The 15978-nt window shown below is 64.1% G+C and carries 14 protein-coding genes; 8 read left to right on the top strand and 6 right to left on the bottom strand.

Going from position 1 to position 15978, the window contains the following annotated elements:
• Positions 1-14 precede the first annotated feature (14 nt).
• The 7 genes from E4P29_RS21595 (at position 15) to E4P29_RS21565 (ending at position 6275) form a co-directional block, all read left to right on the top strand.
• Positions 15-476 (top strand): PaaI family thioesterase, encoded by a 462-nt coding sequence (locus E4P29_RS21595; protein WP_135047153.1) that lies wholly within the window; start codon positions 15-17, stop codon positions 474-476.
• 5 nt (positions 477-481) lie between these two features.
• Positions 482-1753 carry an aldolase/citrate lyase family protein gene (locus E4P29_RS21590; RefSeq protein WP_135047152.1) on the top strand — a complete coding sequence of 424 codons (1272 nt, stop codon included), beginning with the start codon at positions 482-484 and terminating at the stop codon, positions 1751-1753.
• Positions 1754-1803: 50 nt separating this feature from the next.
• Positions 1804-2436: an urease subunit gamma gene (locus E4P29_RS21585; RefSeq protein ID WP_135047151.1), complete on the top strand. Its 633-nt coding sequence runs from the start codon at positions 1804-1806 to the stop codon at positions 2434-2436.
• On the top strand, positions 2436-4157 hold the full coding sequence (locus tag E4P29_RS21580) for an urease subunit alpha (RefSeq protein WP_135047150.1): 1722 nt from the start codon (positions 2436-2438) through the stop codon (positions 4155-4157). The genes E4P29_RS21585 and E4P29_RS21580 overlap by 1 nt, the downstream gene beginning before the upstream one ends.
• Positions 4157-4846, top strand: a complete 690-nt coding sequence (locus E4P29_RS21575) for an urease accessory UreF family protein (RefSeq protein WP_135047149.1) — start codon at positions 4157-4159, stop codon at positions 4844-4846. The genes E4P29_RS21580 and E4P29_RS21575 overlap by 1 nt, the downstream gene beginning before the upstream one ends.
• A gap of 61 nt (positions 4847-4907) precedes the next feature.
• Positions 4908-5612 (top strand): urease accessory protein UreG, encoded by a 705-nt coding sequence (ureG, locus tag E4P29_RS21570; protein WP_032370566.1) that lies wholly within the window; start codon positions 4908-4910, stop codon positions 5610-5612.
• 3 nt (positions 5613-5615) lie between these two features.
• The gene (locus E4P29_RS21565; protein WP_135047148.1) at positions 5616-6275 is read left to right on the top strand and encodes an urease accessory protein UreD; all 660 of its coding nucleotides are present in this window, start codon (positions 5616-5618) and stop codon (positions 6273-6275) included.
• A gap of 91 nt (positions 6276-6366) precedes the next feature.
• Here the strand turns inward: E4P29_RS21565 and E4P29_RS21560 are convergent, their stop codons facing one another.
• The 5 genes from E4P29_RS21560 to dapA form a co-directional block, all read right to left on the bottom strand.
• On the bottom strand, positions 6367-7770 hold the full coding sequence (locus E4P29_RS21560; RefSeq protein ID WP_032366182.1) for an NAD(P)/FAD-dependent oxidoreductase: 1404 nt from the start codon (positions 7768-7770) through the stop codon (positions 6367-6369).
• Between the two features lie 112 nt (positions 7771-7882).
• Positions 7883-8683, bottom strand: a complete 801-nt coding sequence (locus E4P29_RS21555; RefSeq protein WP_135047147.1) for a DUF2470 domain-containing protein — start codon at positions 8681-8683, stop codon at positions 7883-7885.
• 99 nt (positions 8684-8782) lie between these two features.
• Positions 8783-9343 carry an isochorismatase family protein gene (locus E4P29_RS21550; protein ID WP_135047146.1) on the bottom strand — a complete coding sequence of 187 codons (561 nt, stop codon included), beginning with the start codon at positions 9341-9343 and terminating at the stop codon, positions 8783-8785.
• A gap of 32 nt (positions 9344-9375) precedes the next feature.
• Complete coding sequence (locus tag E4P29_RS21545) at positions 9376-11757, bottom strand: excinuclease ABC subunit UvrA (protein ID WP_135047145.1); 2382 nt, start codon at positions 11755-11757, stop codon at positions 9376-9378.
• Positions 11758-11828: 71 nt separating this feature from the next.
• Entirely contained in the window at positions 11829-12773 is a 945-nt protein-coding gene (dapA, locus tag E4P29_RS21540; protein ID WP_135047144.1) for a 4-hydroxy-tetrahydrodipicolinate synthase, read from the bottom strand.
• Positions 12774-12846: 73 nt separating this feature from the next.
• Between dapA and E4P29_RS21535 the strand changes: the two genes are divergently transcribed.
• Positions 12847-13767 carry a LysR family transcriptional regulator gene (locus tag E4P29_RS21535; protein ID WP_135047143.1) on the top strand — a complete coding sequence of 307 codons (921 nt, stop codon included), beginning with the start codon at positions 12847-12849 and terminating at the stop codon, positions 13765-13767.
• Here the strand turns inward: E4P29_RS21535 and helR are convergent.
• The gene (helR, locus tag E4P29_RS21530) at positions 13723-15885 is read right to left on the bottom strand and encodes an RNA polymerase recycling motor ATPase HelR (protein WP_135047142.1); all 2163 of its coding nucleotides are present in this window, start codon (positions 15883-15885) and stop codon (positions 13723-13725) included. The genes E4P29_RS21535 and helR overlap by 45 nt on opposite strands.
• Positions 15886-15978 lie beyond the last annotated feature (93 nt).

Here is a 15978-nt window from a genome sequence, read left to right as displayed (position 1 = left end):
CCGGAAGCGGAGCAATGACCGATTCGAATGGCACCACCGAAGCGAGCCCCTTCGAGACCCTCACCCCGGAACAGCTGACCGAACTCTGCGGCCGCGGATTCGACGGCGTGGTCGGATTGACCTACCGAGAAGTGACCGGCGACGTAGTTCGCGCAGAGTGGGATGTCACCCCGCAACTGCACCAGCCGGCCGGGATCATGCACGGTGGTGTCCTGTGTGCGGTGGTGGAATCGGTTGCCAGCATCGGTGGGTCGGCCTGGTTCGGTTCGCGCGGTCATGTGGTCGGGGTGAACAACAGCACGGACTTCCTGCGAGCAACGCGCTCGGGCACTCTTGCCGCGCACGGACATCCGATCCATCGCGGCCGCAGCCAGCAGCTCTGGCAGGTCGACATCTCCGACGACGGAGGACGCCTGATTGCGCAGGGCAAAGTGCGGCTGGCGAATATCGAAAACACAGCACGTCTGGGACAGTGAAGCCCATGACCGGACACGACGATGTCGTTCCCCCTTCCGCCGGCGGTGCGCTGAGCGACGACGCGTTCGACCGCCTCGAAGCACTCTTCGAGCCCATCGATGCCGATCTCGCACTGCACTATCCGGGAGACCGAATAGGCGGGCAGCCCTCCCACACTGTCTACGTCCCGGCGTCCGAGGCGTCCGAGAACGTCCCGGCCGAATGGGGAACCGCAGCCCTCCGCCTTCTCGATGCGCATCCCGAGGTCTTCGCCGAGCTCGGCACCGCCGGTGCTCTGACTGTCGTACGGGACCGGCTCGATGCGGCACCGATCCAGGACCTCAGGTTCGATTTCGAAGACGGGTACGGGTGGCGCTCCGATGCCGTCGAGGATCGCCACGCCGCGGCAGCAGGTGCAGCGTTGGCTGCGCTGGCCCGCGACACGGCGGGCCCGTCGTGGCTGGGCATCCGCGCGAAAGGCCTTGCCGCTCATGAGCGTCGGCGCGGCATTCGAACCCTGGAACTCGTCCTGGACGGGGCCGGGGGAGTGCCCGACGGTTTCGTGTTCACAGTGCCGAAACTCCGCGCGGTCGAGCAGGTGTCCGCCTTGGTCGCGTTGTGCGAGGAACTCGAGCGGGCTCACGGTCTTCCCGATCGGGCACTCCGTTTCGAGTTGCAGATCGAAAGCCCGCAGGCCGTGATCGGTGCCGACGGTACGACGACGTTGGCGCGTGCGATAGCCCGCGCGGATGGTCGCTGCACGTCGCTCCACTACGGCACCTACGACTACAGCGCGGCGTGTGGAATCACGTCGGCGCAGCAATCTCTGGCTCACCCGGTGGCAGACCATGCCAAGAACGTCATGTTGGTTGCGGCAGCGCAGACAGGTGTGTGGGTGTGCGACGGGTCCACCCAGGTGGTTCCGACCGGCAGCTCCGAACAAGTGGCAGCGTCGGCGCGGCGCCACTTCGATCTGGTGACCAGATCCCTCGAGCGGGGCTTCTACCAGGGGTGGGACATGCACCCCGGCCATCTTGTGACACGGTGGTTGGCCACGTTCGAGTTCTTTCGTCACGCGATGCCCGTCGCCGCAGCTCGGCTGGGCAACTACCTCGATCGTCGCGGCGGAGATGTGATGGACGAGCCGGCGACGGCGCAAGCTCTCGCGGGCGTATTGGTGCGGGGCCTGGACGCGGGCGCGTTCGCCGTCACCGAACTGCAGGACGTGGCTCCCGCTGTGGACCGAAATGTCCTGCGGGGTCTGCTCGATCGGTCGGTCACCGTGCCCTTGGGCTGACTGCGTGTCAGAATTGCCGAGCATCATCACCGATCGGACGGAGAACCTACATGCGGTTGTCTCCGCACGAGCAGGATCGACTGCTTGTCAGCTACGCCGCCGAACTTGCGCGGCGGCGCCGTGCTCGCGGCCTCAAACTCAATCACCCCGAGGCGATCGCGGTCATCACCGATCACCTCCTCGAAGGTGCTCGCGACGGAAAGTCCGTGGCCGAGCTGATGGCGTCGGGTCGAGAAGTGCTCACGGCCGACGACGTACTCGGCGGTGTACCCGAACTGCTTCCCGAGGTCATGGTGGAAGCGACGTTTCCCGACGGAACGAAACTGATCACGGTGCACGAGCCGATCTCGCCCGAGCGCGGAGACGGCCATCTGGTTCCGGGTCAGATCTTCACCGTCGCAGGATATATCGAGATCAACGACGGTGCCGAAGTGATCACCCTGACGGTGGTGAACGGCGGCGATCGACCGGTGCAGGTGGGAAGTCACGTGCATCTTCCTCAAGCGAACGCCGCCCTGCAGTTCGATCGCGATCGCGCCTACGGGTGTCGGCTCGACATTCCGGCAGGCACTGCCGTGCGCTTCGAACCGGGCATCGAGCAGACGGTGCAACTCGTGCCCCTCGGTGGGACTCGCGAGGTATACGGCTTGAGCATGACACCTCCAGGAAAGTTGGACAGCTGATGGCACGTATGAGTCGCAGTCGATACGCCCAGTTGTTCGGCCCCACGACGGGTGACCGGATTCGGTTGGCCGACACCGACCTTCTGATCGAGATCACCGAGGACCGAAGTGGTGGTCCGGGCAAGGCCGGCGAGGAAGCGGTGTTCGGCGGCGGCAAAGTGATCCGTGAGTCCATGGGCCAGTCACGTGCCACCCGGGCAGACGGTGCCCCGGATACCGTCATCACCGGCGTGGTCGTCGTCGATTACTGGGGAATCATCAAGGCAGACCTCGGTATTCGCGACGGTCGGATCGTTGCGCTCGGAAAAGCCGGCAATCCCGACACCATGAGCGGCGTTCATCCGGATCTCGTGATCGGACCGTCGACCGAGATCATCGCGGGCAACGGAAAGATCGTCACCGCCGGCGGCATCGATTGCCATGTGCACCTCATCTGCCCGCAGATCAAGGAAGAAGCCCTCGGCGGCGGCATCACCACGGTGATCGCTGGTGGGACCGGGCCCGCCGAAGGGAGCAAGGCAACCACCGTGACCCCGGGTGCCTGGCATATGTCCAGGATGCTCGAATCTCTCGACGACTGGCCGATGAACATCGTGCTGCTCGGCAAGGGCAACACGGTCAATCCCGATTCGATGTGGGAGCAGTTGCGCGGCGGCGCTTCGGGATTCAAGTTGCACGAGGATTGGGGGTCGACTCCCGCTGCGATCGACGCTTGCCTGCGAGTGTGCGACGAGGCGGGGGTTCAAGCGGCTCTTCATTCGGACACACTCAACGAGGCCGGATTCGTCGAGACAACGCTCGCTGCGATCAACGGCCGTGGAATACACGCATATCACACCGAAGGTGCCGGCGGCGGGCACGCTCCCGACATCATCACCGTTGCCGCGCAAGCACACGTGCTGCCCAGCTCGACCAATCCGACGCGTCCGCACACCGTGAACACGTTGGACGAGCATCTCGACATGTTGATGGTGTGCCATCACCTCAGTCCGAGCATTCCGGAGGATCTGGCGTTCGCCGAGAGCCGCATTCGGCCGTCGACCATCGCGGCCGAGGACTTGCTGCACGACATGGGAGCGATCTCGATGATCGGCAGCGACGCCCAGGCCATGGGGCGTATCGGTGAGGTGGTGCTGCGAACCTGGCAGACAGCTCACGTCATGAAGGCGCGGCGCGGATACCTGCCCGGGGACAACGGTGCCGACAACAATCGGGTCAGGCGATACGTCGCGAAGTACACGATCTGTCCGGCCGTGGCCCACGGTCTCGATGCGGAGATCGGGTCGATCGAAACGGGCAAGCTCGCCGATCTGGTGTTGTGGGATCCGGCCTTCTTCGGTGTGCGTCCGCACATGGTCATCAAGGGCGGCATGATCGCGTGGGCTGCGATGGGCGACGCCAATGCGTCCATTCCTACGCCGCAACCCGAGCTGCCGCGGCCGATGTTCGGAGCGTCACCGAAGGCCGCCGCTGCTACGTCGCTGCATTTCGTTGCGCCGCAAGCGATCGAGGACGGTCTGGCCGATCGCCTCGCGTGCGATCGTCGTCTCGTTCCGGTTGCGAACGTGCGCGGGATCAGGAAAGCCGATATGCCGCTCAACGATTCACTTCCGGAGATCGAAGTCGATCCGGACACCTTCACCGTGCGTATCGACGGCGAGGTGTGGAAGGAACAACCGGCGTCCGAATTGCCCATGGCGCAACGGTATTTCCTATTCTGATGGCCCTTGGATCCCTCTCGTCGACTGCGTTGTCGCACGTTGCACGTAGACAGGTCACAACCCTTCTCTCGCTTGCGGATTCGCGACTTCCCACCGGTGGGCACGTCCATTCCGGGGGAGTCGAAGAAGCGATTGCGTCGGGTTTCGTGCGCGACATCGACACCCTCGAAGCCTTTCTGCGTCGGCGAATTCGGACGTCGGGAGCCATCGCGGCATCCATCGCCGGCGCGGTGGTTCTCGGCTCACTGAATACGGATGCGGCGGACGTCGAGTGCGATGCTCGGACACCGTCGCCGGCAGTACGAGCTGCGTCGCGAGCTCAGGGTCGGGGGCTGCTCAGATTGGCCAAATCGACATGGCCGCATCACGATTGGCAGTCCATCGGCCGACGGCCGCATCTGGCCGTCGTCGCCGGGCATGTGGGACTCGCGGCCGGCCTGCCCGTCGCCGACACCGCAGCCGTGCAGGTATACATCACCATGACCGGCTCGGCTATCGCTGCGCAGCGTCTACTTGCACTGGACCCTGCCGAGGTTGCCTCGTGCACCATTCGGTTGGGAGACTTCTGCGACGAGGTGGCCGACGCCGCGTGCGCATCGCTCCCGGTTCTGATGGAGCTGTCCGATCCGCTGCTGGACATGTTTGCCGAAGCCCACGCCGTCCGCGATCGCCCATTGTTCGTATCCTGAATTCACCAACGCCGACACGGTTCTCGACCGCAGTACCGTTTTCTCGACCGAAGGAGATGTCATGCCCCCGCACCTGATCGACGGTGAGCCCCACGACCACGGGTTGGACCGACCCAAGCGCACGCGGGTCGCAGGCGATGCTTTGCGTGTGGGAATCGGCGGACCCGTCGGTTCGGGTAAGACCGCCTTGGTGGCCGCGTTGTGCCGCCAGCTCCGCGACGAGCTGTCTCTGGCCGTGCTCACCAACGACATCTACACCACCGAGGATGCCGACTTCCTGCGGCGGCACGCAGTGTTGCCGGACGAGCGCATCACGGCCGTGCAGACCGGCGGCTGTCCACATACCGCGATACGCGACGACATCACCGCCAACCTCGACGCGATCGACGACCTGATCGAGAACAACCCCCCTCTCGACCTGATTCTGGTGGAGTCCGGCGGCGACAATCTCACCGCCACGTTTTCGTCCGGTCTGATCGACGTCCAGATTTTTGTCGTCGACGTCGCGGGAGGAGACAAGGTGCCTCGTAAGGGTGGCCCCGGCGTGACGTTCTCCGACCTGCTCGTCGTCAACAAGACCGATCTCGCGCCGTACGTCGGTGCGGATCTGGGTGTCATGGAGCGCGACGCCGCGCAGGTGCGCGAGGGGCGTCCCACGGCCTTGATCTCTCTCACGGACGACCCCGCAGCAACCACGGTGCTCGGCTGGGTGCGTGAGCAATTGAAGGTCATCGCCGACGCCGACGCACACGACCACGCGCACTGAACGATGCACACCGAGCTCCGCATCGACGCGAGTCGTCGACGCAGTCCCCGCATCACGTCGGTCGGCGGACTTGCAGGTAGGCAGACGGGGCCCGACACCGTCCACCTGATCGGCACCGCGGCAACGCCTCTCGGCGGAGACACCATCAGCGTCAGGATCTCGGTGGCTGCCGGCGCTCGTCTGGACGTGCGCAGCGTGGCGGCTTCCTTGGCGATGCCCGGTGCGGCACAACGTCATTCGTCGGCGCACTGGCACGTCGAGTTGGGGGCGGGGGCGTCACTGGTCTTCGATCCCGAGCCGATGGTCGTCGTGTCCGATGCCTCTCATACGGTGCTCAATGTCATCGAACTGGAACAGGACTCCGATCTGTGGCTGCGTGAGCGCGTACAGATCGGCAGGCTCGACGAGGTCGCGGGACAGTGGGCGAGCTCGATGCACTGCGATGTGGGAGGTAGGCCGCTGTTGCGCCACCGAGTGGAACTGGGGGAGGGGACGGTGGCGCACGACGGGTTGTCGGCACCGATGTCGATGTCCAGCACGCTTCGCTATCCGGACAGCCGGGATTCCGAGGTCGATCTGGCGGGCGGCACCGTGCGGTTGGCCTTGGCCGGGGGTGGCTCGCTGAGTACCTCCGTCGGTCATCGCCTTCAGCCGGCCCGATAAATCGAGTAGGGCAGAAAGAAAGGGCTCCGTCCGACGATGTGCGTCGGGCGGAGCCCTTTCTGCTTCGCTTACCTTGCGGGTGCTGAGTGGATCAACCCGCTGCTTTTTCGCGTTCCTCTTCGACCTCGGCCGTCCGCTTGTTCACGTCGCCCGCTTTCTCGAGAGAGTTCAGTTGTTCGATGGCAAGCCGCGCGAACACCTGCTGCTCCGTCGATGCCATCTGAGCACGGCCTCTACCGAGGAACGTGACGAACCAGGAAATGACCGTGGTGATACGGCTGCGGTACCCCACCAGGTAGTACAGGTGCAGGGCGAGCCACATGAGCCATGCGATGAAGCCACCGAACTCGAGCTTGCCGACCTTGGCCACCGCATTGAAACGCGACACCGTGGCCATGGAGCCCTTGTCGAAGTACTTGAAGGGTGCTCGCTGGGTGGGGTCGTCCTGCCCCTTGACCGACGCCTTGATCAGCTTGGCCGCGTAGGTGGCACCCTGGATCGCACCCTGCGCCATGCCGGGAACGTCCTTGACCGACATCAAGTCGCCGATGACGAAGACGTTCGGATGACCCTTGACAGTCAGATCCGGCTCCACCAGAACTCGGCCGGCGCGGTCCGTCTCCGAACCCGACTGGTCGGCCAGCTGCTTGCCGAGCGGGCTGCCCTGCACGCCCGCGGACCAGACCTTGCACTGAGCCTCGATACGACGAGTCGTTCCGTCTTTTTCCTTGACGGTCAAGCCGTCGTTGTCGACGTCGGTGACCATCGCGTTGAGCTGGATCTCGACACCGAGCTTCTCGAGCCGTTCGGCTGCCTTGCGGCCGAGCTTCTCGCCCATCGGGGGAAGGACGGCCGGTGCGGCGTCCAGCAGGATGACGCGCGCGTCGCGGGGATCGATGTTGCGGAACGCTCCGTCGAGGGTGCGGTCGGCGAGTTCTGCGATCTGTCCTGCGAGTTCGACACCCGTCGGACCTGCTCCGACGACGACGAACGTCATCAGGCGGTCCTTCTCCTCCTGGTCGTCGGAGAGTTCCGCCTGCTCGAAGGCTCCGAGGATGCGTCCGCGCAATTCGAGGGCATCGTCGATGGTCTTCATGCCGGGCGCGAACTCGGCGAAATGGTCGTTACCGAAGTACGACTGCTGGGCACCGGCGGCCACGATCAGGCTGTCGAACGGGGTGACGGTGACGCGCTCGAGCAACTTGGACGTGACCGTCTTGGCTTCGAGATCGATGTTCAGCACGTCGCCCAGCAACACTTCGGCGTTCTTCTGCTTGCGCAGAATGACGCGGGTAGTGGGAGCGATCTCACCGACGGACAGAATGCCTGTGGCCACCTGGTAGAGCAGCGGCTGGAATAGGTGGTGGGTCGTCTTTGCGACGAGGGTGATGTCGACGTCGGCCTTCTTGAGCGCCTTGACGCCGAACAGACCTCCGAACCCGGAACCGATGACGACGACACGGTGGCGCTTCGATTCGACCGGTTGGATGCTCATTACCTGCTCCCTAGACGTTGCGATGTAGCCACAACGGTAGTCGCCCCGGGGCGGAGCGTCTCGCCAAGGGCCCAGCTACCGGTCGAGGTGCAGCTCTCACTGTCACGAGGAACTACGGGGCGGTCGCCGACCTCCTGGCCAGTTCCACCGTTGCAGCGCGCAGCTCGTCCGCGGAATCGATGGGCTCGGAGTAACCGACTCTGGTGTAGGCCACACCGCGCGGTGTGTGGACGTTCAGATCGAGGCCGTATCGATCTGCGGCCGTACACGTCGCCGAGGTCGCGTCCGGGTAGCCCCCCAGCTGTCGGGCCATCGCCAACAGTGACGTCGCATGGTCCGCGTTGAGGTGCTCGACGGCATAGGCCGAGGACGGGGACACGGGATCCGGGGACGCCGCGGAGTACGCGTCGGCCGTCGCCGAATCCATTCGGCCGTACCCGCCGACCCATCGCACCCGATGCACTCGCATGACCCAGAGCGTGAAGTCGCTGTAATCCACGTAGTACTTGGCGGCCGGCACCGCGTCGAGATGCGCTTGTCGTGCGGCAGTGAGCTCGGCTCCTGCCGGTCGCTCGACCACCCCGGCCAGCGTGATGCGGCCCGAGGCCAGCGGGTCCGTCTGTGACTGGGGTGCAACGATCGACAGACTCGCTCGCGGATCACCGTCGAGATTTCGACCATGCTCCGCCATCCGCGACACGCACAGCACGGGTGCGCCGTCGAGCAAGCCGTATGTCACGAACGACGCCCATGGATCGCCGTCGGCGGTCAGGCTGGCCAGCGTCGCGATATTGGTGGACGCAGCGATCGTGCGCGCCTCCTCGGCCGCCGACGGACGACGGTCCGCGACCACCGGAGACAGGGGAGGGGGAACGGACGGGGCGTCGCCGGGATCGCCGTGATCGAGTGCCATAGGCGGCAGTCTACGTTCGTCCCGGAACGAGATGGTGTGCGTGCGTGACCGCGTCGCCGATCAGCACGAGTCGAACAGAGCAACCCTAGGAGCGTCAGCCTAGCGGCCGCCGAACGTGATGTCCTCTGTGGTGACGGCCGATGCGGTTCGGCCGGGTGCGGTCTGGTTGTCCCAGTACAAGTTCGTGTGCGCGATGACCTGCTGCGGTGTGGGCAGGGCGGGGTCCGGCAGGTTCTCCGTCGTGTGGGCATCGCTGACCAGAGTCACGTCGTACCCGCGAATGAGAGCTCCATGCAGAGTCGATCGCACACAGAAGTCCGTTTGCGCGCCGGCAACCACCACATGCCCCACTTCGGCATCGGCGAGCACCTCCGCCAAGGACGTGTCCTCGAAGGCGTCTCCATGCTTCTTGTGCACCAGGGCGTCTCCGGCGTCGAACGGAAGTTCCTCCACAAGTTGCCAGCCCGGGCTGCCGGACACGAGCTCGTGCTCCGAGGAATGCTGCACCCAGATCACCGGTGTGTCGGTCTTTCGCGCTCGTGAGACCAGTCGCACTATGTTGTCGACGATGCGAAGCCGATCGTGGGCGGCGGCCATGACGTCGTTCTGGACGTCGACGATCAACAACGCAGTTGCAGGGCGGTCGGGCAGGGTGGTCACGTCGTCTCCATCGAGTATTCGGTTCTGGTCGGCTATCCGACGTAGGCGGCCAGGTGCTTCGCGGTCAGGGTGGATCCGTCCGCCACCAGATCTGCGGGGGTGCCCTCGAACACCACGAGGCCGCCGTCGTGCCCGGCCCCAGGGCCGAGGTCGATGATCCAGTCGGCGTGGGCCATGACGGCCTGATGGTGCTCGATGACGATCACCGACTTACCCGAATCGACCAGGCGGTCGAGCAAACCGAGCAGTTTGTCCACATCGGCGAGGTGTAGCCCGGTGGTCGGCTCGTCGAGTACATACACCCCACCCTTCTCGGCCATGTGTGTCGCGAGCTTGAGTCGTTGCCGTTCGCCGCCCGACAGAGTCGTCAGCGGCTGGCCGATCTTCAGGTAGCCGAGTCCGACGTCGTTGAGCCGTTGCAGAATCTTTTGTGCTGCAAGCAGTTTCGCCGGTCCGTCGGAGAAGAAATCCTCGGCCTCGGCCACCGACATGGACAGCACCTCGTCGATGTTTCGGCCGCCGAAATGGTACTCGAGTACCGAAGCTTGAAACCGTTTGCCCTCGCACACCTCACACGTCGTAGCAACGCCGGCCATCATGGCGAGGTCGCTGTAGATGACTCCCGCCCCATTGCACGTCGGGCAGGCACCCTCCGAATTGGAGCTGAACAGAGCGGGTTTGACCGCATTCTCCTTCGCGAAGGCTTTGCGGATGGGTTCGAGCAGACCCGTGTAGGTCGCGGGGTTGCTTCGCCTCGATCCGCGGATGGCACCTTGATCGACCGAGACCACATCGTCGGTGCCCGAAAGCGACCCGTGAATCAGCGAGCTCTTACCGGAGCCCGCCACTCCGGTGACAACGACCAGCACGCCGAGTGGAACGTCGACGTCCACGTCTCGCAGATTGTGCGAATCCGCCCCTCGAATCTCGAGTACCTCCGAGAACTCGCGAACCGAATCCTTGAGACTCGCGCGGTCGTCGAAATGGCGGCCGGTGACCGTATCGCTCTGCCTCAGTTGGTCGACGGTGCCCTCGAAGCAGACGTGCCCACCCGCACTGCCGGCACCGGGCCCCAGGTCGACGACATGGTCGGCGATGGCGATCGTTTCCGGCTTGTGCTCCACGACGAGAACGGTGTTTCCCTTGTCCCGCAACTGCAGAAGAAGGTTGTTCATCCGTTCGATGTCGTGGGGGTGGAGACCCGTCGTCGGCTCGTCGAACACGTAGGTGACGTCTGTCAACGAAGAGCCGAGATGTCGAATCATCTTCGTACGCTGCGCTTCTCCGCCCGACAATGTGCCCGACGGCCGATTCAGGCTCAGGTAGCCGAGGCCGATCTCCACGAACGAGTTCAGGGTCTCGCTCAGCGTGGTCAACAGCGGTGCCACCGACGGTTCCTTCAGGCCTGCGACCCATGTGGCCAGATCGCTGATCTGCATCGAGCAGGCGTCGGCGATGTTGATGCCCTTGATCTTCGACGATCGTGCACCCTCGTTGAGCCGCGTTCCGTCGCATTCGGGACACGTGGTGAACGTGATCGCACGCTCCACGAACGCCCGGATATGCGGCTGCATCGCGTCGACGTCCTTAGAGAGGAACGACTTCTGGATCTGAGGGATCAGGCCCGAATAGGTCAGATTGATGCCCTCGACCTTGATCTTCGTGGGCTCTCGATACAGCAGATCGTCGAGCTCTTTCTTCGTGTATTTCGCGATGGGTTTGTCGGGGTCGAAGTAACCGCAGCCGCGAAAGATTCTGCCGTACCAGCCTTCCATGCTGTAGCCGGGAATCGTGATGGCGCTCTCGTTGAGGGACTTGCTCGCGTCGTACAGGGCGGTGAGGTCGAAGTCGCTGACCGAGCCGCGTCCCTCGCAGCGCGGGCACATTCCACCGGTGACGGAGAAGGACTTCTTCTCGGTGGTCTGACGGCCTCCCTTGTCCACCTTGTAAGCGCCTGCACCGGAGACCGATGCCACGTTGAACGAAAAAGCCTGCGCAGAGCCGATGTACGGCTTTCCCACTCTGCTGAAGAGAATGCGAAGCATGGCGTAGGCGTCGGTGGCGGTGCCGACCGTCGAGTGGGGATTGGCACCCATTCGCTGTTGATCGACGATGATGGCCGTGGTGAGCCCGTCCATCACGTCGACGTCGGGCCGCGCGAGAGTCGGCATGAAGCCTTGAACGAAAGCGCTGTAGGTCTCGTTGATCATGCGCTGGGATTCGGCCGCGATGGTGCTGAAGACGAGGGAACTCTTACCGGATCCGGAGACGCCGGTGAACACCGTGAGGCGTCGCTTGGGAAGTTCGACGCTGATGTCGGCTAGATTGTTCTGCCGCGCGCCCTGTACTCGAATCAGATCGTGACTGTCGGCGGCGTGCGCTGCCGATTTCTGCGTGACCTTGGTCGTCGCCATGCTCGCGGTGTCTCCTGATCGTCACGGCAACCGAAACCGAGAAGGTCGATTGCACCGAGGTATGTGTGCGATCACGCTAGTCGTATCGGAACGCGCATGCTTCTCGATTCCTGATCGATTCCTGTCACCGCCAACGCATGGGTCAGACGCTGCAGATCTGCGGCGGACGATTCGAGCAACGGACGTCGCACCGTGGCTTCCGCCAGCACCCCGATGGCGACCAAGGCTGCCTTCGCCATGATCGCTCCCTGCGTGGTGCGCATGACGGCATCGACGAGAGGAAGTAGCGATCGTTGTATTGCGTTCGCTCTGGTCAGATCGCCGGAGCGGACAGCGTCGGCGAGATCGGCGTAGCGGTCGGCGACGACGTTGCCGACCACACTCACCGAACCCGTTGCACCGCAACACAGATAGGGCAGTGTGAGTTCGTCGATACCGCAGTAATAGGCCAGGCCGGTTTCAGCCATGACGTTCATCGCCTCGTACAGGTCGCCTTTCGCGTCCTTGACCGCCGTGATCGAGGTGTGCCGCGAGAGTTCGACCAGCGTCGACGCCTCGATCGGCACGCCGGTCCGAGTCGGCACGTCGTACACCATGACCGGGAGCGCTCCGGCATCGGCGATGGTGATGATGTGATCGGCGATGCCGGCCTGCGTGGGGCGCGAATAGTAGGGGGCGGTGACGAGCAATGCGTCGGCCCCTGCATCGGCGGCACGTCGCGCCGACTCGATCCCGGCGGAGGTGTCGTTGGTGCCGACACCCGCGATCACGCGCAGGGCGTGGCCCGAGAATTCGCGCGTCGCCGTGATCAGATCGGTCTGCTCACGCGGCGTGAGAGTCGGCGCCTCCCCGGTGGTGCCGGCGACGACGACGCCGTCGCACCCGGTCGCGAGCAAGTGGGTCAGCAAGGCATCCGTGCCGGTGCGGCTCACCTGCCCATCGGCGTTCATCGGTGTGCACATGGCAACCACGTTGGTGCCGAACGTCGACGTGGCCGAAGGAGTGGACATGTTCATCGTCCGAGTGTGAGCCCACACGACCGTCTCGGTCCAGCGATGTAATTTCGGCATTATTGCGTACCGTTGCTTCATGATCGATGTCAATGCACTCCACGCGCTGCGTGCAGTTGCCGCCCTGGGCACGCTGACGAAAGCGGCCGACGAGCTCGGCTACACCTCGTCGGCCGTCTCGCAGCAGATCAAACGGCTCGAACGCCAGGTCGGAACGCCGGTACTTGCGCAGGCGGGTAGAGGTGTTGTGCTCACGCCGGCCGGACGGGCAGTGGTCGACTCCGCGGACGAGGTGTTTCACGCTCTCGAGCGGTGTCTGGAGTCGGCGAGATCGGCAGACGAGGGTGCCGCGCGCGGGGTGGTACGAGTGGTCGGATTCTCCACTGCGATCCGCGGTCTGCTTGCACCTGCACTCGCGACCCTGAGCGCTCGCTATCCCGACCTCACCGTGCAGATCGGGGAGGAGGACCCGGATCGGGCGCTGCACAGTGTGCATTCAGGAGCAGCTGACCTGGCGCTGGTGCACGACGCCGACGGAGTTCCCGCAGTGGCTCCGCGCTCGATCGTTCGGCGATCCATTCACACCGACCACGGCGATGTCGTCATGAATCGAACCCACCCCCTCGCCGCAGGGAAGTCTCCACTGACACCGGCGGGCCTCGCGACGTACCCGTGGGTGACGAGCCCGGCGGGCACGGTGTGCCACCAGTGGTTTCGTCGATTGTTCGCGGACACGTCGCGCGAGATCGACGTTCGGCACCTCGTCGACGACTTCTCCACTCAGCTTTCCCTCGTGGAGGCAGACGATGTGTTGGCACTGATTCCCCGTCTTGCGAGACCGCCCCTGGGCCCGGCGCTCGTGGCGGTCCCGCTGGCGCGCGCCCCCGAGCGAGAAGTGCATGCCGCGTGGAGGCGCAGCGCCGATGCGAGTCCGGCGATCCACGCCGTGCTGGATCTACTCGATTCGCTCGCGCTGCGACGAGGTCAAGATGACGAGTAGACCGGTGGCTCGCGTCATGGCCACATACGTGTCGACCACACCTGCGATGCCGGAGCCGAAAGAATCCGGGTCGATCAGAACGACCAGATCGAATTCCAGACCTTTTGCGAGCTGTGGTGTCAGCGAGCTGATTCGATCGGACTGCGGAAAAGTAGGATCACCGATCACGCATGCGGTTCCGCCGGTCGTCGAACCGAGCCAATCGGCGAGAACCGTCGAAAGTGATGCGACGTCACCGTATTCGACCGGCACGCCGGTTCTGCGTATCGACGTGGGAACGTTCGCGTCGGGCAGCGCCGCCCGGATCACCGGCTCGGCCACGTCCATAATTTCCTGCGGCGTCCGGTAATTCACGCCGAGAGCGGCGACGGTCACCTCGTCGATACCTACTCTTTCGAGCCGATCCGGCCACGTCTCGGTGAAGCCCCGACGAGACTGCGCCCGGTCTCCGACGATGGTGAAACTCCCAGCAGGACATCGCCGAATCACCATCTGCCACTGCGCATCGGTCAACTCCTGAGCCTCGTCGATCACAATGTGCGCGAACGGACCCGCCAGCGGATCCGTCGGATGGTCCTCGAAGCCGGACGAATCGACGAGTGCATCCCGAATTATCTCCTGACGGAATTGCGCGGCCATCATCTCGTCGTCGTCGACCGCCATCAACTCGTCGACGACACTGTCCATTCGCGAGCGTTCGATCGCAGCAGATAGCGATCGACGTCGTTGTCGTAGAGCATGTTTCGGATCGCCGAGTCGCGCCCGTGCCGCGTCGAGCAGAGGTAGGTCGGCCACAGTCCAGCGTGTCGCATCAGCGCGTCGAAGTGCTCGAATGTCGTCCGCGTCGAGCCAGGGTGCGCATGTGCGCAGGTATGCCGGAACGGTCCACAGGTCCGCCACGAGGTCTGCGGCATCGACGATCGTCCACGAGCGTTCCAGGACGTCACGCAGATCCTCGTTCAGTTGCAGCGACTGCCGAAATTCTTCGCGGGATCCCTGTGCGGCAGTGCGATCGGTCACGATGGTCGTCAGTAGGTCCCAGATCAGCTCGCGAGCCTCGTTGTGCGGCGTACCGGGATCTGGCGCACCGAATGCCTCCACCCAGTCGTTCGGGGTCAATACAAATGTTCCCCAGTCTGTTTCGACTGTGACGTCGTGGGTCGGTGGTTGTTCGTAGAAGGCAACAGCCGCCTCGATGACCGCGTCGACGTCGAGGTCTTCCTTGAGCCGCGCCGCAACAGGATCGGTTTCGTCGAGCGCATGCGTCCCTTCTGCGACGAGGTCTCGCAGGGTGCATGTCCGTACTCCCTCCTCGCCGAGACTGGGGAGTACGCCCGAGACGTACGCGAGGTAGGGCTGATGCGGACCGATGAACAGTACTCCGCCGCGGTTGTGCCCTATTCGTGAGTCTGCGTACAGCAGGTACGCGGTGCGGTGAAGGGCAACAACAGTCTTCCCGGTTCCCGGGCCACCGTCGACCACCAGTGCCCCGTGCGCGTCGGCTCGAATGATCGCGTCCTGATCCGCCTGGATCGTGCCCAGTACGTCACGCATCCGAGGTGAGCGCTCGGCACCCAGACTGGCGATGAACGCGGACTGATCGTCCAGCGCGGCATTGTCGTCCAGAGACGTGGGATCGAAGACCTCGTCCCAGTAGTCGGTGATGCTGCCGTTCGTCCACCGATAGCGGCGACGGCACTTCAGCCCCATCGGGTTGGCATGGGTTGCACCGAAGAACGGCTCGGCAGCGGGGGAGCGCCAGTCGACGAGCAGTTGCTCGCCCGCATCGCCGAGCAAGCCGGTACGCCCCACGTATATCGGTCTGTTCGAGTCGATGGGGACGAACCTCCCCAGACACAGATTGGCACCGTAACGATTCAATTGGCGCAGTCGCCCGTTCAATCGGTGAATCTCGAAATCACGTTCCATCACCTCCTGTCCCATCCGCCCGGATGACTTCTGGATGGCGTTCAATCGAGCGATCGTGTCGGAACGTGACTTCTCGATGCTGGCGGTGATCGCCGAAAAGTGCTGTCGGTCATGACCGATGAGCGTGGGTTGGCGCTTCGGTGCGAGCCTGTCGGGGAGGTCGAAGACATGAGGCGGCACTGATTTCACGGGACTCCGATCCGATGGTGCGGGTGTGCAGCGAGCCATTCTGAACCCTCCACGGGGTCTTGCCGCAAGACCCCGGGTGAGCTATACATTGAA

The sequence above is a fragment of the Rhodococcus sp. 1R11 genome (assembly GCF_004563845.1).
Classification (GTDB): domain Bacteria; phylum Actinomycetota; class Actinomycetes; order Mycobacteriales; family Mycobacteriaceae; genus Rhodococcoides.
Note: the sequence above shows the minus strand (reverse complement) of the source record. Positions and strands in the feature narration are given on the sequence as shown.